The sequence below is a fragment of the Massilia sp. NBRC 108631 genome (assembly GCF_059704565.1).
In genome coordinates, this window is sequence record NZ_BAAKJE010000290.1 from 1 (window position 1) to 23,643 (window position 23,643).

The 23,643-nt window shown below is 66.0% G+C and carries 19 protein-coding genes; 14 read left to right on the forward strand and 5 right to left on the reverse strand.

All coding sequences use genetic code 11. The features are described 5' to 3' along the window. From AC6H42_RS31470 to AC6H42_RS31485, 4 genes are all read left to right on the forward strand, one after another. Window positions 1-782: substrate-binding periplasmic protein (locus AC6H42_RS31470; protein WP_497549773.1), on the forward strand; the 782-nt coding region annotated here is incomplete at its 5' end. A 136-nt stretch (window positions 783-918) separates the two neighbouring features. Further along, complete coding sequence (locus AC6H42_RS31475; protein ID WP_497549774.1) at window positions 919-2,313, forward strand: aryl-sulfate sulfotransferase; 1,395 nt, start codon at window positions 919-921, stop codon at window positions 2,311-2,313. Window positions 2,314-2,396: 83 nt separating this feature from the next. Then, window positions 2,397-4,874 carry a TonB-dependent receptor gene (locus tag AC6H42_RS31480; RefSeq protein ID WP_497549775.1) on the forward strand — a complete coding sequence of 826 codons (2,478 nt, stop codon included), beginning with the start codon at window positions 2,397-2,399 and terminating at the stop codon, window positions 4,872-4,874. Window positions 4,875-4,887: 13 nt separating this feature from the next. Then, window positions 4,888-6,336 carry a sulfatase family protein gene (locus AC6H42_RS31485; protein ID WP_082552183.1) on the forward strand — a complete coding sequence of 483 codons (1,449 nt, stop codon included), beginning with the start codon at window positions 4,888-4,890 and terminating at the stop codon, window positions 6,334-6,336. 18 nt (window positions 6,337-6,354) lie between these two features. Here the strand turns inward: AC6H42_RS31485 and AC6H42_RS31490 are convergent, their stop codons facing one another. Next, entirely contained in the window at window positions 6,355-7,428 is a 1,074-nt protein-coding gene (locus AC6H42_RS31490) for a hypothetical protein (protein ID WP_497549776.1), read from the reverse strand. A gap of 63 nt (window positions 7,429-7,491) precedes the next feature. Between AC6H42_RS31490 and AC6H42_RS31495 the strand changes: the two genes are divergently transcribed. From AC6H42_RS31495 to AC6H42_RS31505, 3 genes are all read left to right on the forward strand, one after another. Next, window positions 7,492-8,955: a cytochrome P450 gene (locus AC6H42_RS31495; protein WP_497549777.1), complete on the forward strand. Its 1,464-nt coding sequence runs from the start codon at window positions 7,492-7,494 to the stop codon at window positions 8,953-8,955. Between the two features lie 122 nt (window positions 8,956-9,077). Next, a complete protein-coding gene (locus AC6H42_RS31500; RefSeq protein WP_057158359.1) occupies window positions 9,078-9,980 on the forward strand; it encodes a CsgG/HfaB family protein in 903 nt (300 codons plus the stop codon). Between the two features lie 10 nt (window positions 9,981-9,990). Then, window positions 9,991-11,277 (forward strand): hypothetical protein, encoded by a 1,287-nt coding sequence (locus AC6H42_RS31505; RefSeq protein ID WP_157201165.1) that lies wholly within the window; start codon window positions 9,991-9,993, stop codon window positions 11,275-11,277. Between the two features lie 15 nt (window positions 11,278-11,292). Here AC6H42_RS31505 and AC6H42_RS31510 read toward each other — a convergent pair whose 3' ends face one another. Further along, window positions 11,293-11,922: a GIN domain-containing protein gene (locus AC6H42_RS31510; protein ID WP_057158141.1), complete on the reverse strand. Its 630-nt coding sequence runs from the start codon at window positions 11,920-11,922 to the stop codon at window positions 11,293-11,295. Between the two features lie 169 nt (window positions 11,923-12,091). Here AC6H42_RS31510 and AC6H42_RS31515 point away from each other — a divergent pair, with 169 nt between their 5' ends. Beyond that, the gene (locus AC6H42_RS31515; RefSeq protein ID WP_497549778.1) at window positions 12,092-13,693 is read left to right on the forward strand and encodes a histidine kinase dimerization/phospho-acceptor domain-containing protein; all 1,602 of its coding nucleotides are present in this window, start codon (window positions 12,092-12,094) and stop codon (window positions 13,691-13,693) included. A 96-nt stretch (window positions 13,694-13,789) separates the two neighbouring features. Beyond that, a complete protein-coding gene (locus AC6H42_RS31520) occupies window positions 13,790-14,278 on the forward strand; it encodes a LysR substrate-binding domain-containing protein (protein WP_497549779.1) in 489 nt (162 codons plus the stop codon). Here the strand turns inward: AC6H42_RS31520 and AC6H42_RS31525 are convergent. The 3 genes from AC6H42_RS31525 to AC6H42_RS31535 form a co-directional block, all read right to left on the reverse strand. Next, complete coding sequence (locus AC6H42_RS31525; RefSeq protein ID WP_497549780.1) at window positions 14,275-14,919, reverse strand: PEP-CTERM sorting domain-containing protein; 645 nt, start codon at window positions 14,917-14,919, stop codon at window positions 14,275-14,277. The two genes, AC6H42_RS31520 and AC6H42_RS31525, sit on opposite strands and share 4 nt — an antisense overlap. A 143-nt stretch (window positions 14,920-15,062) precedes the next feature. Next, window positions 15,063-15,737: a DUF4197 domain-containing protein gene (locus AC6H42_RS31530; protein ID WP_057158137.1), complete on the reverse strand. Its 675-nt coding sequence runs from the start codon at window positions 15,735-15,737 to the stop codon at window positions 15,063-15,065. Window positions 15,738-15,795: 58 nt separating this feature from the next. Next, a complete protein-coding gene (locus AC6H42_RS31535; protein WP_497549781.1) occupies window positions 15,796-16,416 on the reverse strand; it encodes a TetR/AcrR family transcriptional regulator in 621 nt (206 codons plus the stop codon). Between the two features lie 81 nt (window positions 16,417-16,497). Here AC6H42_RS31535 and AC6H42_RS31540 point away from each other — a divergent pair, with 81 nt between their 5' ends. The 5 genes from AC6H42_RS31540 to AC6H42_RS31560 form a co-directional block, all read left to right on the forward strand. Continuing rightward, the gene (locus AC6H42_RS31540) at window positions 16,498-18,141 is read left to right on the forward strand and encodes an isovaleryl-CoA dehydrogenase (protein ID WP_057158135.1); all 1,644 of its coding nucleotides are present in this window, start codon (window positions 16,498-16,500) and stop codon (window positions 18,139-18,141) included. A 119-nt stretch (window positions 18,142-18,260) separates the two neighbouring features. After that, window positions 18,261-18,959 carry a glutathione S-transferase N-terminal domain-containing protein gene (locus AC6H42_RS31545; protein WP_497549782.1) on the forward strand — a complete coding sequence of 233 codons (699 nt, stop codon included), beginning with the start codon at window positions 18,261-18,263 and terminating at the stop codon, window positions 18,957-18,959. A gap of 19 nt (window positions 18,960-18,978) precedes the next feature. Further along, window positions 18,979-20,610 carry a M28 family peptidase gene (locus AC6H42_RS31550; RefSeq protein WP_200954104.1) on the forward strand — a complete coding sequence of 544 codons (1,632 nt, stop codon included), beginning with the start codon at window positions 18,979-18,981 and terminating at the stop codon, window positions 20,608-20,610. 13 nt (window positions 20,611-20,623) lie between these two features. Beyond that, entirely contained in the window at window positions 20,624-20,866 is a 243-nt protein-coding gene (locus AC6H42_RS31555; protein WP_057158358.1) for a hypothetical protein, read from the forward strand. Between the two features lie 309 nt (window positions 20,867-21,175). Continuing rightward, window positions 21,176-23,643, forward strand: a 2,468-nt coding sequence (locus AC6H42_RS31560; protein ID WP_497549783.1) for a TonB-dependent receptor plug domain-containing protein, incomplete at its 3' end; no start/stop codon positions are given.

Sequence of the window (23,643 nt, forward strand, 5' to 3'; positions counted from 1 at the left end):
TGGTGGCCGCTACGCTGCTGCCGCAGCCGGCCAGCGCCGGCTGCTCGCGGGCCATCCGGGTGCCCGCTTCGCCGACCGGCTATAGCGTCATCGTGCAGGGGAACAGCGTGTCCGGCGTGATACCGGATACGCTGCGCGAGCTGGGCGCCAAGGCCGGCTGCACATTTGAATTTCCCGTGATGCCGCGCGCCCGCATGGCATTCCAGTTCCTCGAATCCGGCCAGGCCGACTTGATGGTGCCCGCGTCGCGCAGCGCTGACCGCGATCTGCGCGCCACCTTTGTTCCGATGATGAAGTGGAAGGTGGAACTTATCAGCCTGAAGGCGCGCAAGCTGGCGGCGCACAGCGTACAGGCGCTGCTGGCACAGAAGAATCTGCGCGGCGTGGTGGTGCGGTCGTACTCGTTCGGCGACGAGTACGACGCGCTGCTGCGGCAGCTGGAGGCCGAGCGCCGCATCGACTACGCAGACGACCTGGCTTCCGTCGGCCGCCTGCTCAAGGCCGGCCGCGCGGATTTCACCGTGATGGCGCCAGCCATCTTCATGTCCTCGCTCAACGCCGACCCCGCCGCGCAGGCACTGCTGGCGCAGCTGGCGTACCAGCCCCTGGCCGGCCTGCCGATGACGGAGAGCGGCGCCTATGTGTCGCGCCGCTCGCTGCAGGCGGCCGACCAGCGCGCGCTGCACGCTTTGCTGAACGAAGCGTCCAGGGGAGTGCTGTGGCGCTATTTCCAGCAGTACTATCCGCCGGACATGCTCAGGTTCGCCGTCGTCCCGCACTGAAACCTGCGTGTTTGGCTATGAGCTAATGCCAGCACGCCAAATAACAGTATGCGAAATGATTCGTGGTGCCGCACCGGCGGCCTCCCTATGATGCAGTCTCGAATTTCAACATTGCGAGACATACAAGGAGGCTGTGATGGCGGTAGCGAAGGCAGGGGCGGCAGTGCGGGCGGTGGCGTGGACAGCGGCGGCGGGCGTTTGCCTGATGATGGCTGCAAGCGCCGCGATGGCGGCGCCCAGCGTCTTCCCCACCGGCGTGACGCGCTACGATCCGGTCCGCGCCTATAACAGCTACGTGCTGTTCAGCGGCCAGGACAAGCGCACCCACCTGATCGACATGAACGGCAACGAGGTGCGCCAGTGGCCGCACGAGGGTTTCCCGCCGGTGCTGCTGGACCCTGCGCTGGCCGATGGAAAACGCGGCAACATCCTGCTGCAACTGGGCAGCGTGCCGGGCGCGCAGACCACTGGCAACGGCCTGGGCAACACCAGCATCGGCGAACTGGATTGGAACGGCAAGGTGGTGTGGCAATGGGGCGCCGGCGCGCAGGAGGCTTATGGTTCGGCCTCAGTGGCCAGCGGCGGCGCGCCCGGCGGCGCGGCCAAGCAGCACCACGACTGGCGCCGCCTCGCCAACGGCAATACGCTGGTGCTGGCCAACCTGGTGCACAGCGTGGCGGGCTTCCAGGCCGCGCAGGTGCTGGATGACGTGATCTACGAGGTCACGCCGTCCGGCTCAATAGCGTGGAAGTGGGTGGCCTCGGAGCATCTGGAAGAATTCGGCTTTTCTCCGGAAGCGCTGAAGCTGGTGCGCGCAGCGCAGCCGCGCTACGGCGCCGGGCCGGTGGACTATCTGCACGTGAACAATATGGCGGTGCTGGGCGCGAACAAGTGGTTCGACCAGGGCGACCAGCGCTTCCATCCCGATAACATCATCATCGATTCGCGCGAGGCGAACTTCATCGCCATCATCGACAAGCACAGCGGCAAGGTGGTGTGGAACCTGGGGCCGGACTATCCGGCCATCGCCGGCAGCAAGGTGCCGCGCCCGGTGGACCAGATCATCGGCCTGCACGACGCGCACCTGATCGCCAAAGGCTTGCCGGGCGCCGGCAATATCCTGGTGTTCGACAACCAGGGCGAGGCGGGCTATCCGCGCGTCAGCCCCGGCATCTTTCCGCACTCGCGGGTGCTGGAGATCGATCCCATCAGCAAGCAGATCGTGTGGCAGTACACTGCGGCCGATTCCAGCCAGACCCAATGGAGCTTTTACAGCGCCTTCATCAGCAGCGCGCGCCGCCTGCCGAACGGGAACACGCTGGTGGACGAGGGCATGAACGGACGCTTCTTCCAGGTCACGCCGCAGGGCGACATCGTGTGGGAATACGTCAGTCCCTATTTCGGTAATTCCGCCGTCGGCGGTGGAGGCAAGCAGGTGAGGACCAACTGGGTCTATCGCGCGCAGCCGGTCCCTTACGAATGGGTACCACAGGGCACTCCGCGCTCGGAAAAAGCGCTCGCCGACAAGTAACAGGCAAACCAGCAGCGCCCCCGCTTGCAGCATGCCGCAACGGCAGGGAGGCGCTCGCCAAAAATTCAAACAAGGGGAGTAAAGTGGTACAGCATTTTGCAGCAGACCGTAACACCCGGCGCAGCCCATCGCGGCCGGTTCTGCAACTGGGCACGCAACTGGGCACGCAACTGGGCACGCAACTGGGCACGCAACTGAGCACCATCGCGCTTGCCGTCATGGCAGCAGCCGCAATGGCGGCACCGGCCCATGCCGCCGTCGCTGCGGCAGCCGGCGCTGCCGTGGCCGGCGCCGAAGCGGCTGACGCTCAGGCCGGGGCGGCCGCCAGTGTAGCCGGCGCCGCCAGCGCGGCAACTGCCGCAGCCAGCGGCGCCGACCCGGTCATCGTTGGCGCCGTGCAGAGCGTGCTGGTGACGACCCGGCGCCGCGTCGAAAGCGCGCAGAACGTGCCCACGCCGATGACCGTGCTGGGCGAGGATGCGCTGGACGGCAGCCGCACCTACCGCGTGCAGGACTTGCAGCAGCTGCTGCCCAGCACCACCATCAATTATGTGCACGCCCGCCAGATGAGCTTTGCCGTACGCGGCCTGGGCAACAATCCGGCCAGCGACGGCCTGGAGGGCAGTGTCGGCATCTATCTGGACAACGTCTACCTGGCCCGTCCCGGCATGGCCGCCTTCGATGCGCTCGACGTGCAGCAGCTGGAACTGCTGCGCGGTCCGCAGGGCACGCTGTTCGGCAAGAACACCACCGCCGGCGTGCTCAATATCGCCACCAGGAAGCCCACCTTCAATCCCGAGCGCAGCATCGAGCTGTCGGGCGGCCAGTTCGGCTACGGCCAGGCCAAGCTGGTGCTGTCCGGCGGGCTGACGGATACGCTGGCCGGCCGCGTGTCGGCCTACAAGACCCGCGAGGACGGCTACATCACCAACCTGTACGACGGCGGCAAGGTGCAGGGCGGCGACCGCCAGGGCTTCCGCGCCCAGGCGCTGTATGAGCCGAGCCGCGACTTCAGCCTGCGCGTGATCGCCGACTACAACGAGGAAGACTCGAACAACGGCACGCTGGTGTTCTACAACGCCGGCCCGAGCGGCCGCGCGATTGCGCAAGCCAAGCTGGTGGGCGCCACGCCGGTGCTGGACCCCACGCAGCGCGCGGTCAACCTGGACTCCGGTTCGCACGTGACGGTGCACCAGGGCGGCGCCTCGGCCGAGGCCAACTGGACGCTGGCGGGCGACCACAAGCTCACCTCCGTCAGCGCTTACCGCTATTGGAACTTCACGCCGCGCAACGACGACGGCCTGGCCGTGCCCGTCACGCTGAACGTGGGCGCCTCGGCGCGCCACAAGCAGTTCACGCAGGAACTGCGCTGGGCCACGCCGTCCGGCCAGGCGCTGGAGTCGGTGTTCGGCGCCTATTACTACTACCAGGAGCTGAGCAACAACTCCTTCACCGTGAACGGCCCGCTGGCCGACGTCTACAACGGCAACCCGGCCGGCGCCTGGTCCAATTTGAGCAGCAACGCGCCGGGCCAGCTGCGCGTGAACAGCTACGCGCTGTTCGCCCAGTCCACCTGGCACGCCACGGACAAGCTGGACTTCACGGCCGGCGTGCGCGCCAGCTACGAGGACAAGACCGCGCGCGTGGTGCGTTATGCGCCCACCGGCGGCGCCGCCGTCACCGGCGCTGCGCTGGCCGCGCGCAACGCCCGCTACGGCGCCTACGATTCCGGTAGCCTGGGCCTGACCCAGTTCAGCCCTACCGCGCTGCTCAGCACCGGCTACAAGCTGACGCCGGAAGTGCTGCTGTATTCCAGCCTGTCGCACGGCGAAAAGTCGGGCGGCATCAACTTGTCCGTGCCGGGCGCGGGCGGCGTGGCCTCGATGCTGGTGGGGACCGAGCGCGCCAACGCGCTGGAACTGGGTGTAAAGAGCACCCTGCTGAACCACCGCCTGCAGCTGAACGGCAACCTGTTCGCCACCGTGGTGCACGGCTACCAGAGCAACGCGTATGACCCGGTCAGCCGCAGTTCCTATCTGACCAATGCGGGCGACGTGCGCACGCGCGGCCTGGAGCTCGAAGCCATCGCCACGCCGTTCAAGGGGCTGACCCTGCGCGCCAACGGCTCCTTCAACGACGCCAGCTATCTGGACTACCGCAACGCGCCGTGCCCGCCGGAGCGCAGCGCCACCTTCTGCGACCTGTCCGGCCGCAACGCGCTGGTGAATGCGCCGCGCTGGATCGGCAACCTGGGTGCACAGTACGCGCACGTGGCGGCGGAAGGCGTGCAAGCGTATTACAACGCCAACTACGCCTACCGCGCCTCCACCTACGGCACGCTGGATGCTTCCGAATACTCGAAGATCCCGGGTTACAGTGTGAGCAATTTCTCCGTTGGCCTGCGCACCACGCGCGGCGCCGCTTGGGACGTGTCGCTGTGGGTCAAGAACGCCTTCGACAAGCACTACTACACCAGCATGTGGAACAGCGGTTTCGGTTCCTACAACGCGGTGATCGCCACGCCGCGCACCGTGGGCGTGACCGCCCGCCACGAATTCTGAACAAGGAGCAGACATGAGCATCAATAAAAAACGCCGCACCGTGATCGGTGGCCTCGGTGGCTGGTCCACGCTGGCCGTTGCGCAATCGCTGGCCCCTACGCTGGCGCTGGCCGCCGGCAAGGCCGGCAGGAGCGCCGACCGGGCGCACGGCCAGCCCAACGTCATCTTCATCCTGGCCGACGACCTGGGCTGGGGCGACCTGAGCGTGTATGGACAGACCGACTTCCGCACCCCCAACCTGGACAAGCTGGCCGCCCAGGGCCTGCGGCTGACGCAGGCATATTCGAACTCGGCGGTGTGCTCGGCCACCCGCTTCGGGCTGATCACGGGCCGCTACCAGTACCGCCTGCGCGGCGGGCTGGAAGAGCCGATCGCCGGCGCGTCCGACACCATCGGCCTGCCGCCCGGGCATCCCACCTTGCCCTCGCTGCTGAAGAAGGCCGGCTACAACACGGCGCTGATCGGCAAGTGGCACCTGGGTTCCTTGCCGAATTTCGGCCCGCTGAAGAGCGGCTACGATTCCTTCTACGGCAACTACGGCGGCGCCATCGACTACTTCACCCACAAGCCGGGCGTGGGCCCGAACGTGAAGGAAGACCTGTACGAAGGCGAAGTGGCGGTGAGCGAAGTGGGCTACTACACCGACCTGCTGGGCGACCGCGCCGCCGCCTACGTGAAGAAGCAGGACAAGTCCAAGCCCTTCTTCCTGTCGCTGCACTACACCGCGCCGCACTGGCCGTGGGAAGGGCCGAAGGACGAGGCGGTGTCCAGGCAGATCGACAACATCTTCCACTACGACGGCGGCGACCTGGCCACCTACGCCAAGATGGTGGTGGCGCTGGACGCGTCCATCGGCCGGGTGCTGCAGGCGCTGGAGAAGCAGGGGCTGGCGGAGAACACCATCGTGGTCTTCACCAGCGACAACGGCGGCGAGCGGTTCTCCAAGACCTGGCCGTTCAGCGGCCAGAAGACCGAGCTGCTGGAAGGCGGCATCCGCGTACCCGGCATCGTACGCTGGCCGGCGCGCGTGCAAGCCGGCCAGGTGAGCAAGCAGGTGGCCATCAGCATGGACTGGCTGCCCACCCTGCTGGCGGCGGCGGGCACGCAGCCGGATGCGGCTTATCCGCCGGACGGCCGGAACCTGCTGCCGGTGCTGCTGGGCGAACAGCCCGCAGTGGAGCGCACGCTGTTCTGGCGCTACAAGGCCAACGCGCAGCGCGCGGTGCGGGCGGGCGACTGGAAATACCTGAAGATCAACGGCAACGAGTACCTGTTTAACGTTGAGCAGGACCAGCGCGAACGGGCCAACCTGGCGCGCAAGCATCCCGAGCGGCTGGCGGAACTGAAGCAGCAGTGGGAGGCGTGGGATGCGTCCATGCTGCCGATTTCCGCCGACGTGCGCACCCACGGCGTGGGCGCGAAAGCGCAGGCCGACAAGTATTCGCCTCAGGCCAACGACTGAGGCGATGTCCCACGGCGGCTATGGTTCGCGGCGGCGGTACTGGCGTGTTGCGCCGCCGCTGTCGAACAACAGTACCAGTTCCGCCATCTGCGGCCTGCCGTCCTCCCCCTTCGGCAGGCTCGCGGCGGGCGGATACCGGTACTGCCATACCTCATAGCCGCTGTCGAAGCGCAGCGCGGCCGCCGGCTCCCCCAGCGCCGCGCGCGCCGCTTCTTTGCTGGCCAACCGGGGCGGCACCGGCTCCGCCGCGTCGTCCATGTACTGGAAACTGAGCAGCGCATCGTCCGGCCAGCTGCGGTCCCACACCGGCGCATAGTAGCTGCGGTCCAGCAGGACCTGGCAATCGCAATAGGGCAGGGTGGCTTCGGTTTGCGTGCCGCCCGCGTACAAGGCCCTGAACGGCAGCGCCATCGAACGCGCTCCCGCGTGCAGCGTCACTCCGAACAGCGGCCGGTCCGCAAACTGCAGGTAGTTACCCTCCGGCGAAGCGCATACCTTGTCCGCATCGGTCAGCATGTCGTTCAGCCATGCGAACAGGGCGGAGTTGTTCGATACCAGTCCCGCCTCCATCCCGACCAGGCATTCCAGCCGCAGGTCGCCCAGCCGCCGCATCCCGGCGGGCACGCCTTCGCTGCGCACCATGGCGCGCCAGGTCATGCTGCTGGTCTTGCGGTTGGCCACCAGCGCCGCATCCTCGCGCAAGGCCTGTTCATTGCGCTCCAGCGTGAAACTGTGGTCCGTCGCCATGGCCACCGGCAGCGCGATGCTGTCGCCCACCACTTTCAGGGTGACGCCGTCCAGTTTCACGCCGGGCTGGCGCGGCAGCACCTGGAAGCGCAGTGCGGAGCGCGGCGCCAGTGCCCGTTCGCGCTGGTAGCGCTCCATGCCGCGCACCATTTTGCGGTAGGACTTGTCGACCGGGTCGCGCGTGTAGGGGATGGTCACGGTCGGCACTGCGGGTGCGGCGGCGGCAGGTGCAGCGCCGCCCGCCTGCTGCGCCATGGCGGTGCAGCAGCTTGCCAGCGATAGCACGGCTGCTGCCAGCCGTGCCGGAATGCGGTGCGGGTCCATGCCGGGATGGTACGCCGGCACGGTTTTTCGCCTCGCACCGCTGGCCCGGCAGGTTGTGAAATCGATATGGGATATGATGTCACTATGACTACATCCGTTACCTTGACCGCTGAAAGCCGGCCGCCGCTGCGCCGCATCCCATCGCTGCCCGGACCGCGCCCATGGCCGCTGGTCGGCAACCTGCTGCAAATCAGGCCGCTCAGCGTGCACCGCGACATCGAACGCTGGTGCCAGCGCTACGGCGCCTACTTCCCCGTGCATTTCGGCCGCACGCGGGTGCTGGTGGTGGCCGACCATGAAGCGGTGGCCGCCATCCTGCGCGACCGGCCGGACGGCTTTCGCCGCCCCAGCGTGACGGCCATGATCTCCGATGAACTGGGCGGCCTGCCCGGCCTGTTCATGGCCGAGGGCAGCGAGTGGCGCAACCAGCGCCGCATGGTGATGCAGGGCTTCGCGCCGCACGCCATCAAGGCGTATTTCCCGGCGCTGGTGAAAGTGGCGTTGCGCCTGCAGCGGCGCTGGGACGGTATCGCGCAGGCCGGGCAGGAGATCGACCTGGCGGCGGATTTGAAGCGCTACACGGTCGACATCATCGCCGGCCTGGCATTCGGCACGGAAGTGAATACCATCGACTGCGGCGAGGACACCATACAGCGCCACCTGGACGTCATCCTGCCGGGCATCGCGCGCCGCAGCCTCACGCTGCTGCCGTACTGGCGCTACTTCAAGCTGCCGCAGGACCGCCGCCTGGAGCGTTCGGCGGCGGCGCTGGCCAGCGCGGTCGACGAACTGATCGCTCAGGCCCGCACGCGCATGGCGGCCGACCCGCTGCGCGTGGCGCGTCCCGGCAATCTGCTGGAAGCCATGATCGCCGCCGCCGACCAGCAGGACAGCGGCGTGGACGACCGTTCCGTGGCCGGCAATGTCTCGACCATGCTGCTGGCCGGCGAGGATACCACCGCCAACACCATCGCCTGGCTGCTTTACCTGCTGCAGCGCCACCCGCAGGCCATGCAGACCGCGCGCGAGGAAGTGCTGCGCCATGCGCCGGATGCCGCATCCTTCAGCATCGAGCAGATGGATGCGCTGGACTACCTGGACGCGTGCATCCAGGAAGCCATGCGCCTGAAGCCGGTGGCGCCGTTCATGCCGCTGGAAGCGCTGCGCGACACGGCGGTGGCGGACATCGAAGTGAAGGCCGGGGATCTGGTGTGGTGCGTGCTGCGGCACCATAGCGTGTCCGACAGCCATTTCCCGCGCGCCGCCGAATTCGATCCCCGGCGCTGGCTGCCCGATGCGCAGGGGCAGATATCCGCCGACAAGAAGGTGGGCGTGCCGTTTGGCGCCGGGCCGCGCACCTGCCCGGGGCGCTACCTGGCGCTGCTGGAGATCAAGATCGCCATCGCCATGGTGCTGGCGCGTTATGAGGTGGACGCGGTGCGCACGGCCACCGGTGAGCAAGCGCGGGAGGTGATGGGCTTCGTGATGTCGCCGGAAAGCCTGTGGATGCGCCTGTATAAGCGAACACTATCGGCCGCAGGAAATTGATCAATAAATATAATTACTAGTGTGACAATTGTATAGAATCTAACTAGTTGATTGAAATATACTCCCCCACGACTAAAATGAAGCTCAGCTTTGCCCACGCAAACGACCAGGGGAGTACGACCATGAAGACCAATAAAACGATCCAGATCCAGGGAAAATATCTCGCAGCAGCCATCGCCGCGCTGGCGCTGACCGGCTGCGCCGGCACCCAGCCGCAACTGGGCGGCGGCGGCACTGTCGCCACCGGCGCTGCAGGCGGCGCCAACGCGGCCAACGCCAGCTCGCAGCTGGAAAAATGCGACAAGCCGCTCGGCACGCTGGGCGTGGTGGAAGACCAGTCCGCGCCGTGGTATCACGCGCTGTCGCAGTACAAGCTGGGCTCCACCGTGCCGGTGCTGCGCATGATGATCCAGCAGTCCAACTGTTTCGTGGTGGTCGAGCGCGGCGCCGCGCTGAAGAACATGAACATGGAGCGCGACATCCAGCAGAGCGGCGAAATGCGCGGCGGCAGCAACTTCGGCAAGGGCCAGATGGTCGCCGCCGATTACACCATGAGCCCTACCATCAACTTCAGCCAGAAGGGTACTTCCGGCATGGGCGGTGCGCTGGGCGGCTTTGGCCTGATCGGCAGCGTGGCCGGCATGGTAGCGGGCGGCATGAAATCGAATGAGGCCGCTACCACGCTGATCATGATCGACAACCGTTCCGGGGTGCAGCTCGCTGCGGCCGAAGGCAGCGCCAAGAACTTCGACTTCAATATGTTCGGCGGCCTGTTCGCCGGCGGTTTTGCGGGTGCCGGTGGCTATTCCAACACGCCTGAGGGTAAAATCCTCACTGCCGCTTTCATGGACTCGTATAACCAGCTGGTGAAAGCGGTGCGCAATTACAAGGCGCAGGAAGTAGCGGGCGGCCTGGGTACCGGCGGCGCGCTGGGTGTGCAGGGTGGCAGCACGCCGGCATCGCAGCCGGCGGCGGCGCCGGCGCCAGCCAAGGCTCCTGCCAAGAAGGACACCAAGAAAAAGTAAAGGATAGTGCATGCGTAAACTGCTTGCGGGAGGTGTGGCCATGCTGATCGCAGGCAGTGCCTGGGCGGCGCCGGTTCAGGAGGTGGGCGAACGCTACATGAAGCTGGTGCTGGCCGTGGGCCAGCATGACGCTTCCTATGTGGACGCTTATTACGGACCGGCGCAGCTGCAGGAGCAGGCGGTGAAGGAGAAGCTGAGCCTGGCCGCCATCCGCAGCGAGGCGGAGGCGGCGCGCAAGGCGCTGCCCCCGGTAGCTGCCGGCGGCGACGCCGACGAGGCGCTGCGCATCGCCTTCCTCGACAAGCAGTTGCAATCCATGGTGATGCGGGTCGATATGCTGGGCGGCAAGAAGTTCAGCTTCGACGAGGAAACCGCCACCATGTACAACGCAGTGGCGCCGCGCCACGACCGCGCCTATTACCTGGAGCTGCAGGACCGCATCGGCAAGCTGCTTGGCGGACAGGGCCCGCTGGCCGACCGCGTGAAAGCCTTCCGCGCCCGCGTTGAAATCCCCAAGGACAAGCTGCGCCCCGTGATGGAGGCTGCCATCCGCGCCTGCCGCGAGCGCAGCGCGAAGTATATTTCCATGCCGGCCAACGAGAGCTTCGTGCTGGAGTTCGTGCAGAACCAGCCGTGGTCCGGCTACAACTGGTACAAGGGCGACGCGCACAGCCTGATCCAGATCAACACCGAATTCCCCATCTATATCGAGCGCGCGGTGGACCTGGGCTGCCATGAAGGCTATCCCGGCCACCACGTCTACAACGCGCTGCTGGAACAGACCCTGGTCAAGGGCAAGAACTGGCAGGAGTTCAGCGTCTACCCGCTGTATTCGCCGATGTCGCTGGTGGCAGAGGGCAGCGCCAACTACGGCATCCTGATGGCGTTCACGCCGCAGGAGCGGCTGGCCTTCGAGCGCGACGTGCTGTATCCGCTGGCCGGGCTGGACCCGGCGCTGGCCGACAAATACGCGGCGCTGACGCAGCTGTTCGGCAAGCTGGCCTATGCCGACAACGACGCCGCGCGCGCCTACCTGGACGGCAAGGCCACGCGCGAACAAACCGTGGAGTGGCTGGTGAACGTGCTGCTGTATCCGCCCGAGAAGGCCGAGCAGCGCATCCGCTTCTATGAGGCCAACCGGGGCTACGTCATCAACTACACGGTGGGCGCCGACCTGGTGGGCGACTACGTGAAGCGCCACGCCACCTCGGCCGATCCGGAAACGGCGCGCGCCCAGCGCTGGGCCGCGTTCCGCCAGTTGCTGTCCTCGCCGCGCCTGGCCGGCAGCCTGCGCTAGGGCCGGGCCCCGGGATCAGTCGCCGGCGTTGACGTTGCCGATGCCGTTGACGGTCTTGTTCAGGTGGCGCGGCTTGCCGTAGTAGGTCAGGTTGCCCATGCCGTTTACCACCGCGTTCAGCGTGTCGCTCGCGCTGACCTTCACATTGCCGATGCCGTTGAAGTTCACGTCGGCGCGTTCGGCGGCAAGGTCCTTGGTGTCTACTTCGCCCACGCCCTGCGCCTTCAGGCGCAGCAGCTTGACCTTGCCCTGCGCGGCGAAACGCCCCGCGCCCTGGTAGCTCACGTCGAGGCGCTCGCCGGCCATGTTCTTCAATACCGTTTCGCCCGCGCCTTCGCCGATGAACTTGACCAGCGACGGCACCGTGATGATGATGCGCGGATCGCCGTTGGCGTTCTTGCCGCCGCCGTCGCGGTGGTAGATTTTCAGTTCGCCGTTCACCACTTCGGTCACCAGGTTGCCGATGAATTTGTCGGTGCCAGACAGTTTCACGGATTGCGTTTTGCCGCCCTCCACCACGATGCTGTACGCCCCTTTGCTGTCGATGGCGGTGAACGGCTGCAAGGTGCGCACCTGTTCGTCCGCGTATGCGGAGCTGGTGAAGGCGAGCGTGGCGATGGCGGTTTGAATCAAGAGACGGCGCATGGTTTTCCCTGGGTTATTCAAGTTGTCAGTGAGGCCATTGTAATTTCGCCCGCGCCGCTGTGGTGGTTTTTGCGACGAACTGCAAATTCGCGGGAGTCAATTGCAACATCGCTTGCCCCTGCCGGATGATAGGCATACCATGAGCGCGCCCTCACAGACCTGAACGACTATGCTCAGCACGGCCGCCCCCAACCGACGCCTGTCCCGCCTGTCCGTGCACCTCTGGCTGACGCTGGCGGTGTCGCTGCTGCTGGCCGCCAGCTTCGTGTTCTATGTGCGGGCCGAGAAGAAGATCGACGTTGCCAACGACGTGCGCCAGCGTTCCACCTTCCTGGCCAGCGAACTGCGCCAGTCCTCGGACGAGCTGACCCGCATGGCGCGCAGCTTCGCCGCCACCGGCGATCCGGTCTACAAGCAGCACTTCGAGCAGATCCTGGCGGTGCGCGACGGGCGCTTGCCGCGCTCGGCCAAGCATCCCGACATTTACTGGGACCTGGTGCCCGCCGGCGCCAGCTTTACCGGCCCGCCCGGCAACGCCGTGCCCTTGCACGAGCTGATACGGCGCGCCGGTTTCATGGCCCAGGAGATCGCCGTGCTGGAGCAGGCCAGGCAGCGCTCGGACGCGCTGACGGCCACCGAATTCGCCGCCATGCGCCTGGTGGAGCAGGCTGCGCCTGGCACGCCGGGCGGCGCGGCGGCCCGCGCGCGCGCCATCGCCGTGCTGCACGACGCCGCCTATCACCAGGCCAAGGCTGCCATCATGGAGCCTATCCGCCAGTTCGCGGTCATGACGGACGAGCGCACGCTGAAGGCGGTGCGGCTGAGCGAGCAGCGCGCGCTGCAGCTGCGCGTGGTGTTCCTGTGCCTGGTGGCGATGCTGCTGGCGCTGGTATGGATGGCGCGCGGCGAAGTGCTGGCGGTGCTGGGCGGCAGCGTACCGCAGCTGTACGGCCACATCGCGCGCCTGGGCAGCGGCGACTTTTCCGCCCCGCTGCCGGATGCGCCGCGCGACAGCGTGCTGGGCTGGATTGGCGAGACGCAGCAGCGCCTGGCCTACATCGACGCCGAGCGCACGCTGGCCGAGAGGGAACTGGCCAGTTACCGCAGCCGGCTGGAGCAGCTGGTGGACGAGCGCACGCGGGCGCTGGCCTCCGCGCTGGACCGCGCCGAGGCGGCCAACCGCGCCAAGAGCGTGTTCCTGTCAAATATGAGCCATGAATTGCGCACGCCGCTCAATGCGGTGATCGGTTTCTCGGAACTGATGACGCGCTCGCAGTCGCTGAGCCAGGACGAGCTGGAAAACCTGCGCTTCATCCATTACTCGGGCAAGCATTTGCTGGCGCTGATAGACCAGGTGCTGGCGCTGTCGCGGATGGATGCGCAGCAAGCGCCGCCGCCGGGCGGCTTGAGCGACGTCGGCCAGCTCGGAACGCTGCCGACCGCCGCGCCGCAGCCGGTCCAGGCAGCGCGTCCGCAGCCTGGACCCGGTGACGGCAGCGGGGCCGGAGCTGACGCATCCGCAGCCGAGCCCGCGCCGGCCCCGGCGGTGCTGCTGCCGGGCGATGTGCAGGCGCTGGACGGCGCCACCTACAGCGCGCTGTGCAACGCGGTGCAGCACCTGGACCGCAAGCAGCTAAACGAACTGCTGCTGCGCGTGGCGCCGCAGCACCCGGCGCTGGCGCGCGGCATCGAGGCGATGGCCGAGCGGCTCGAGTACCGCGAACTGTGGGAAGCGCTGCAGCATGCCCGCAGCGCCGATTCCGCGGAATAGGCGGCCGGAATCCGGAAGCCGGAATTTGCAATCCGCAGTCCGGCTCAGGCGATGGTCTGCACCGTGCCGCCTTCGGCCCGGATGGCGGGACCGTTGATGACGGGGCGCCCGCTGGCCATCCGCATGGGCCCGCTGGCCGACGCCAGTTTCCACGCCCGGGTGCCGGGCCGCAGCTGGCGCGCCGTGGTGGCGGCGCCGCGCTATCTGCAACAGGGGGGCGTCCCGCAGGAGCCGGGCGGGTTGGCCCGGCACCGCTGCTTCAATTTCCGCCGTCCGCTCGATGAATGGCCGTTCCGCCTCGGCGGCCAGACTGTGCACTTGCCGGTGCAGGACGGCATGCTCACCCACAACGGTGAAACCATGCGCCAGCTCACGCTGGACGGCCTGGGCGTCAGCCGGCTGGCCATGCTCCACGTGGCGGCCGAGCTGCAGGCCGGGCGGCTGGTGGAACTGCTGTCCGGCTACAATCCGGGCGACACGGAAGAGGTGTCGGCCATTTTCCGCAACCAGCGCCATATGCCGTTGCGGGTGCGCGCGTTCACCGACTTGCTGGTGGAGAGGGGGAGTCCGCTGCTGGCGGCTTAGTGCTGGCGCCGGCGGCGGTGGAAGGCCAGCGCGGCCAGCGCGGCGGCCGAGAGCAGCAGGCTGGACGGTTCAGGGACCGTGCTGGACGGTACGCTGCCGTCCAGGCGGAAGGGCAGGCCGCCATCAATGGCGAACACGTCGCCGGTGTCTTCCTGCTGCCACAGCAAGTAGCCGTTCGGGGCGTCGGTGTTGGCGGTGCGGAATTCCAGGTCCAGGCCGTAGAAGCTCAGCAGGTAGTTGCCGGCGCCCAGGGTCAGGCCGTCGGTGGCGAAGGTGACGTCGTAGAAGGTGCTGAACGGGTAGCTGATGATGCTGTTCGGTACCGCCGTGTAGTCGCCAACGTTGAGCGTGCGGGTGTAGATGGCGCCGCCGATCGCGCCGCCGCCGGCGTCGTTGTAGATGGTAAAGGTGAAGGAGCCGAAGAACGGATCTTCCGTCAGGCCCATCTGGAAAAACACGTGCCCGATGTCGTAGGTGCCGGCCAGGCTGAAATCGTCGTACAGGCGCTGCTGTTGTAGCGCCGTGGAAAAGTAGCCGCTGCGCGGAGAGAAATCTTGTCCGAGGCCGTTGTCGAAGATGATGTCGGCGTGGGCCAGTGCGGTGCAAACGGCGAGCAGGGCCGCGAGAAAGAGGCGCTTCATACTTGGTCCCCCAGAAATATTAACAAATGAGAAATCTAAAGCATAATTTATGCCTGATTTGCAACTGTTGATAAATCAAGGGGTTGGCGTGGCGTGTCGGCGGCCCGTGTAAAGTTTCCCGACAAAAAGTATTCGCCTGGCTGCTACTTCAGGGCGCCGAACACTTTGCCTATCAGTTTGCTGCCGGTACCGAGCGGATCGTTGCGGATCGCCTTTTCCTCTTCGCCTATCATGGTGAACAGCCCATCCAGCGCGCGCTGGGTCACATAGTCTTCCACCGTGCCGGCCGGCGCCAGTCCCATTTTCGACACCTGGGACAGGGCGCCGTTGTACTTGGCCGAGAGGTCGGACTTGTCGGTCACTTTTTTCACGATGGGCAGGAATTTCACGCTCAGCTGGGCTGCCGTCTTCTCGCGGAAGAACTGCGTCACCGACGTGTCGCCGCCGCTCAGGATGTTCTTGGCGTCGGTCAGCGTCATGTTCTTGACTGCGTCCACCAGCAGCGGCTTGGCCATCGGCACGGCCGCCTCGGCCGCGTGGTTCATCGACACCACCAGGTCGTCGAGCTGCTGCGCGTGCCCCGTCATTTTCAGGATGGGCCGGGCCTGTTCCAGCACGCGCGGCAGCTGGATTTTCACTTTCTCATTGTTGAGGAAGCCGTTCTCGGCGCCCAGTTTGCTGACCGCGGCGGTGGAGCCCCGTTCCAGCGCGGCTTTCAGGGCGCCGTTGACGTCCTTGTTGGACAGGTCGGCCAGCGATACCGCCCAGGCACTGGAAGCGGCCAGCAGCAGGGGCAGCAGGCGGATGGATTTGAACATGGCGGTCTCGCGGTGTGGTGGGGATGTTGCAGATGGTACGCCATGCGCCGCGCCGCGGCTAGCCGTGGCCCCGGCCTTGCTCCGCCAGGTAGGCGTGCACCAGCACGCCAAGCTGGCGCCGCAGGGCCGCCGCGTCCGTGCGCGGGTCGTCTTCCATGACGCGCTGGGTGAGCACGCTGTAGGACGCGGTGTGCACCACCCAGGCCGCCTGCGCCGGCAGCGCCGCGCGCGCCAGCGCGGCCGCCCACATGTCGGTGGCCAGGCGGTACAGCCGGGAATAGGCTTCCGGCGTGGAGATGCGCCGTTCCAGCTGCAGCAGCGCCTGCCACTCCGCCGCGCGGCCCGCAAAGCGCTCCACCATGCGGTCCAGCAGGGCGTCCACCAGGCCGTGCACCGGCCCGTCCGCGCCGGCCAGCGCGGCCAGCTCCGTCACCACTGCCTTCATGCGCATGCGCAGGCAGACTGCGGCCAGCGCTTCCTTGTTGGGAAAGTACTCGTAGAACGTACCGATGCCCACACCTGCCACCGCCGCCACCTCGCGGATGGTCACGCCGTCGTAGCCGCGCGCCAGCAAAACCCGAACAAAGGCTTCCTGCACGGCCAGCGAAGTGGCCCAGGAGCGTGCCTGGCGCGGCCTGCGGCGGGGCTTCTGGCGCGCCGCGCGGCTGGAATCTGTCATGGGTGGAATCCGAACATGCTGAACACACTTTAATCCTATACTAATTCGATCGGATCAATCGACCGGACAACGGAGACCGCCATGCAATGGGAAACCCACGAGATCAGCAACCAGGCTGCCGAGCTGAAAGACTACAACCTCTACCTGACCGACCCGCTGCTGCGGGACGCCGTGACGCGCGGCGGCGCAGGCTGGCATGCCGACGCGCTGGCCGGCCAGGGCGCACTGCTGGGCAGCGAGGCCGTGATCCGCATGGGCGAACTGGCCAACCGCCATCCGCCCGAGCTGCACACGCACAGCCGCACCGGCGAGCGCATCGACGTGGTGGAGTTTCATCCCAGCTGGCACGAATTCCTGGCCATCACGCGCCGCCACGGCCTGGTGTCGCAGCCTTTCACCGAACAGCGTGCCGGCGCATGGACCGCCTACGCCGCCGGCCAGTACCTGCACAACCAGATCGAAGCCGGCTCCTTCTGCCCGGTGAGCATGACGTTTGCCTGCATCCCGGTGCTGCAGCAGGAACCGGCGCTGTTTGCGCAGTTGCAGCCGCTGCTGTTCTCCAGCGAGCATGACGCGCGCGACCTGCCGGCCGCCGCCAAGCAATCGATCATGGTCGGCATGGGCATGACGGAAAAGCAGGGCGGCACCGACGTGCGCTCCAACACCACCCGCGCCACCCACGCCGGCGGCGCGGCCGGGCGCGGCGGCGAATACAGCATTGTCGGCCACAAGTGGTTCTTCTCCGCGCCCATGTGCGACGCGCACCTGGTGCTGGCGCGCACCGATGCCGGCCTGTCCTGTTTTTACGTGCCGCGCTGGCGCCCGGACGGCAGCAAGAATCCCATCCACATCCAGCGCCTGAAGGACAAGCTGGGCAACCGCTCCAATTCCAGCAGCGAAGTGGAGTTCCACGGCGCCTGGGGCGTGATGGTGGGCGAGGAGGGGCGCGGCATCCCCACCATCATCGAGATGGCCACCAACACGCGGCTGCACAACAGCATCTCCAGCGCGGCCTTCATGCGCCAGGCGCTGGTGCAGGCGCTGAACCACACGCGCCAGCGCAAGGCCTTCGGCCGCACCTTGTTCGAGCAGCCGCTGATGCGTTCCGTGCTGGCCGACATGGCGCTGGAGAGCGAAGCGGCGCTGCGCGTGTCCATGCAGCTGGCACACGCGTTCGGCCAGCAGGGGGAGGCCGCGCAGGCGTGGAAGCGCATCGTCACGCCTGCCGCCAAGTTCTGGATCTGCAAGCGCGCGGTGGAGATGGCGGGCGAGGCGATGGAAGTTTTCGGCGGCAACGGCTACGTGGAGGACGGGCCGATGGCGCGCCTGTTCCGTGAAGCGCCCGTCAATTCGATCTGGGAGGGCTCGGGCAATGTGATGTGCCTGGACGTGCTGCGCGCCATCGCACGCCATCCGGACAGCATGCAGGTGCTGCTGGACGACCTGCAGCGGCGCGCCGGCGACGAGGCGCGGCTGCGCGGGGAAATCGCCGGGCTGCGCGACGCGCTGCGGCAGCCGCCGGAACAGCTGGAAGCGGGCGCGCGGCGCTACACGCAGAAGCTGATGCTGGCGGCGCAGGCGGTGCTGATGCGCGAGTCGGCTTCGCAGGCCAGCGCGGAGGCCTTCCTCGCCAGCCGCTACGACAGCGAGTGGGGGCGGGTGTTCGGTTCGCTGGACGCGCGCGCCGATTGCGGCGCGGTGCTGGCGCAGGCGTGGCAGGACTAGCGCCGCCGGCCGCGCCCGGCGGGTGACGCGGTTCCCGCTGACCCGCCCTGCGTGGCCGTGCCAGCACGGTCTGCGCACAAACGCTACACTCCCATCTCTCACTGAAGATGGAGACCACCATGTCCGACCTTGTCATTGCCCAGCGCTGGCCCGCCCAGCACCCCGAACGTATCCAGTTGTATTCGCTGCCGACGCCGAACGGCGTCAAGGTATCCATCATGCTGGAGGAAACCGGCCTGGCCTACGAGCCGCACCTGGTCGACATCATGAAGGACGAAAACAATACCCCGGAGTTCAGGTCGCTCAACCCGAACGGCAAAATTCCCGCCATCGTCGACCCCGACGGTCCGGGCGGCAAGCCGCTGGCGCTGTTCGAATCGGGCGCCATCCTGCTCTACCTGGCCGAGAAAAGCGGCCAGTTCCTGCCGGCCGGCCCGGCCGCCCGCTACGAAACCATCCAGTGGGTGTTCTTTCAGATGGCCGCCATCGGCCCGATGTTCGGCCAGGTGGGCTTCTTCCACAAGTTCGCCGGCCGCGAATACGAGGACAAACGCCCGCTGCAGCGCTACGTGAATGAAACCAAGCGCCTGCTGGCGGTGCTGGAGGCGCGCCTGGAAGGCCGCGACTACATCATGGACCACGGCTATTCCATCGCCGACATCTCCATGATAGGCTGGGTGCGCAACCTGATCGGCTTCTACGGCGCGGGCGAGCTGGTGGACTACGCCAGCCTGTCGCGCGTGCCGGCCTGGCTGGAACGCTGCCTGGCGCGACCCGCCGTGCAGCGCGGCCTGGATATCCCGAAGCGCCCAACTTAACAAGACTAAGGAAGACATAGTGCTGAAACATCGCTCCCTAATGGCGGCCGGCCTGCTGGCCCTGGCGGCCGGCGCGCACGCGCAAAATGCGCAAGACATCCGCGCCGACAAAAACATGATCAGGGCCCACCTGACCTTCCTCGCGGACGATTTGCTGGAAGGCCGCGAAACCGGCAGCCGGGGCTACGACATTGCGGCGCACTACGTCACCACGCAGTTCCTGCAATACGGCCTGGCGCCCAAGGGCGACCAGGGCAGCTTCCTGCAGCAGGTGCCGCTGCGCGCCACGCGCCTGGTGCAGGAATCGCCAGTGCTGGAGCTGAGCGGCAAGGCCGGCACTGAAAAGCTGGCCTACCTGGACGAGTACGTAACCTCCGGCAGCCTGCTGGAAGACCAGTCTGCCGTTGGCGCGCCGCTGGTGTTTGTCGGCTACGGCATCGAGGCGGACCGTCTCAAGCACCACGACTACGCGGGTGTGGACGTGAAGGGCAAGATCGTCGTGGTCCTGTCCGGCAAGCCGCGCAGCTTCCCCACCGAGGAAGGCGCGCACTTCGCCAGCGGCGAGCTGAAGCGCGAAGCGGCCGCCCGCCACGGCGCCGTCGGCATGATCACCATTCCCACGCCGGGCTCGGAAAAAGCCGTGCCGTTCGCCAAGCTGAAGGATTACCGCTACATCCCCAGCATGAGCTGGGTGGACAAGAACGGGGTGGCGGCGCACCAGCAGCCGACCTTGCAAAACCGGTACAGCCTCAGCATCCCGGCCGCGCGCAAGCTGTTCGCGCAGTCCAGGCTGAAGCTGGATGCCATCTACGAGCAGGTGGCGGCCGAGAAGCCGGTGCAGCGCGGCGACCTGGGCGTGTCGGCCCGCATGGCCTCGCAAAGCACGCGCAACGACCTGAAGAGCAGCAACGTGGTCGGCATGATCGAGGGCAGCGACCCCAAGCTGAAAAACGAATACGTGGTGTTCAGCGCCCACCTGGACCACCTGGGCCAGGTGAAGGAAAAGAGCGGCGACAACATCTTCAACGGCGCCATGGACAACGCTTCCGGCGTGGCCACGCTGATCGAAACGGCGCGCCTGTTCAGCCAGGGCCAGGTCAAGCCCAAGCGCTCCATCCTGTTCGTGGCCGTCACCGGCGAAGAAAAAGGCTTGCTGGGCGCAGACTACTTCGCCACCAACCCCACCGTGCCGGCCGGCGCCATCGTGGCCAACGTCAATCTCGACATGCCCTTGCTGACCTTCGATTTCAAGAACGTGATGGCCTTCGGCGCCGAGCATTCCAGCCTGAAGGGCAACCTGACGCGCGCGCTCAAGCCGATGAATTTGGAGCTGATTCCCGACCCGTGGCCGGAGCAGGGCCTGTTCACCCGTTCCGACCACTATATGTTCGTGCGCCAGGGCATCCCTTCGATTTTCCTGGCCACCGGCATGGCCTCGTTCCAGAAGGGCGAAGACGGCGCCAAGCAGTGGGAGCATTTCCTGAGCACGAACTACCACCAGCCGACGGACGACCTGAAGCTGCCGTTCAATTTCGACGCCGCTGCGCGCTTCGCGCAGCTCAATTACAACATCGCGCTGGAGATCGCCAACGCCGCCGACAGGCCAAGCTGGAACAAGGGCGATTTCTTCGGCGACACATTTAGGAAATGAAATGGCAAGTGAAATGACATACGAAGAGTATCTCGACGAAGTGACCACGCTGATCGTCGAGAAGTACCACCTGGCCGACGCCGCCGCCATCAAACTGGTAGTAGCCGCGCAGGACGCCGAGTTCTTCGTCAAGCACGACGAAGACCAGGCCTTGCGCAACATCGACCAGGCCCACAAGGACGCGAAGACCCTTTATTCCGCAGGCTCCGCAGCGCAAAAAGCACCGAAAAACGCGCCGGGCAAGCCGCGCCGCTGACCCGACGGGCCGCCGTTCGCGCGGCCCGATTTTCCCCGCAGTCGCACCAAAAAAATAAAGTGGTATCGTCCGCCGCGCGGACGGGGTGCGTCCTCATCTTACACAGGAAAAGTACCAAGTATCACAACACTTTTCGCGAAATGTCGTGGAACGTTGTATTCCTGCTCCCATAACCTTTATGAATGGACTCATAGCAATGTTACATATTACATTCAGCCTCGTAACACCCGCCACAAGCGCCTACATACCTAGAAAACACCGTTACAAGAGAGAAGATCCATGAAGAAGAGCTTTCCATTTGCAGTGTTGATGTTGTCCGCCAGCCCTTACATCCTGGCGCAGGAAGTCAAGCCCGCCGCCACCGCACCGGCTGCCGCCGAAGCACCGGCGGACGACATCCAGAAGGTGGTAATCGTTTCTACCGGCAGCCGTGGCGCACAGCGCACCCTGGTCGACACCCCGGTGCCGATCGACATCCTGGGCGCGCGCGAACTGACCAAGACCGGCCAGAACTCGCTCGACAAATCGCTGCAGTTCCGCGTGCCGTCCTTTAACACCGTGCAAACCCCGGTCAACGACGCGACCTCCTTGCTGGATCCCTACGAGATCCGCAACATGGGGCCGAGCCGGGTGCTGATCCTGATCAACGGCAAGCGCAAGAACGCCAGCTCGCTGATCTACACCCAGACTTCTCCCGGCCGCGGCGAAAGCGGCGCCGACATTTCCGCCATCCCGACCGACGCCATCAAGCGCATCGAAGTGCTGCGCGACGGCGCGTCCGCCCAGTACGGCTCGGACGCCATTGCCGGCGTGGTCAACATCATCCTGAAGGACGCGGCCGAAGGCGGCTCGCTGACGGCGCGCGCCGGCATCACCCATGAGCGCGACGGCGAGATGGGCGGCCTGAGCCTGAACAAGGGCCTCGCGCTGGGCGACCAGGGCTTCGTCAACTTCACGCTGGACGTGTCCAAGACCAAGCTGTCCAACCGCCCCGGCGTTGTCAACGCGCGCGGCGAAACCTCGGACTTCATGGACAAAACCGACGTCTTTGCCGACTTCCTGAAAAACAAGGTCGAGCCTTTCCTGGCGCTCAAGCCGGATGCGGGCAACATCAACGGCGCGCCGGCCACCGAGGCCGCCAAGGCCCTGGTCAACAGCCGCTACGAACTGAGCGACGGCGTGTCCATCTACGGCAACGCCGCCTACATCCACAAGAAAATCGACAGCTACGCCAACTACCGCACGCCGTACTGGCGGCCGACCGACTACGGCCTGCTGCACGCGGCCGGCACGCCTTACCTGGGCTATGTGCCCAGCTTCATCGGCAAGCTGGACGACTACAACGCCACCGGCGGCGTCAAGTTCCCGCTGGGCGACTGGAGCGCCGACGTCAGCCTGACCTACGGCGGCAACGAGCAGGAATACGGCGTGGCGAACTCGATCAACCGCGGCATGGCGGCGGACTTCGCCTCCGGCGCCAGCAAGGTGCAGTCGCCCACCAGCTTCCATGCCGGCGGCGTGAAGTTCGAACACTTCGTGCTGAACGGCGACGTGTCCAGGCAAGTGGCCAGCAATGTCAGCGCCTATGCCGGTACCGAGCTGCGGCACGAAAAATACGCGGTGCTGGCCGGCGAAGAAGCCTCCTACATCAACGGCGGCGCGGACTCCTATGCCGGCAACGACCCGCGCAATTCCTTCCCCTCATCGCGCTCCAACTACGGCGTGTACGGCGGCGCCACCTGGGACATCAGCGACAAATGGCTGGTCGACGCTACCGGCCGCTATGAGAAATACACCGACTTCGGCAGCGCCTTCGTCTGGAAAGGATCGACCCGCCTGAAAGTGAGCGAGCAGCTGACCTTGCGCGGCTCCGCCTCCACCGGTTTCCGCGCGCCGTCGCTGGCGCAGACTTTCACGCAGAAGAAACAGTACTCCTTCGTGGCGGGCAAGGGCATCCAGGTGTCCGGCCTGATCAACAACGTGTCGCCGGAAGCCAGCGCGCTGGAAGTGCCGAAGCTGAAGGCGGAGAAATCGAACAACATTACGGTGGGCCTGGGCCTGAAGCCGGACAACGACACCAGCATCACGGTCGACTTCTACCACATCAAGGTGAAGGACCGCATCGTGCTGGGCAAGGAAATCGTCCCGACCGGCGATCCGACCAAGAAACTGGACCAGGAACTGGCCAAGGCCGGCATCGTGTCGGTGAGCTTCTTCGTCAACGCCCTGACCAGTGTTACCTCGGGCATAGACTACGTGCTGTCGCGCAAGAATATCCCCTTCGCGGACGGCAAGCTGACGCTTAACCTGTCGGGCAACTATTCCTTGAAAAACGAGCGCGACGGCGCGGTCAACAATCCGCCGCCGATCGCCAGCGCCGGCCAGTCGGTGCTGGACGCCACCCAGGAGGCGCTGATGTTCACTTCGCGTCCCAAGTTCAAGACCATCGTCGGGGCCGACTGGGACTACAAGGACTTGAATCTGTCCTTGAACAACACCGTGTTCGGTCCGACCTATTTCCGCCAGGCTGGCCTGGACAGCAACCTGGAAACGGCCTTCAAGACCAAGACCTTGACCGACTTCGCGCTGAACTATAATCTGAGCAAGTCGATGACCCTGTCGTTCAACGTGAACAATATGTTCAACGTGACGCCGCAATGGAACATCCGCGCGCTGAATGCGACAGGCCAGGCCATCCTGGACGACAAGACGGCTAACGCCACCACCGGCCTGACCCCGGCCGAAGTGCAGCGCAACCTGATCACGTTCAACGGCCG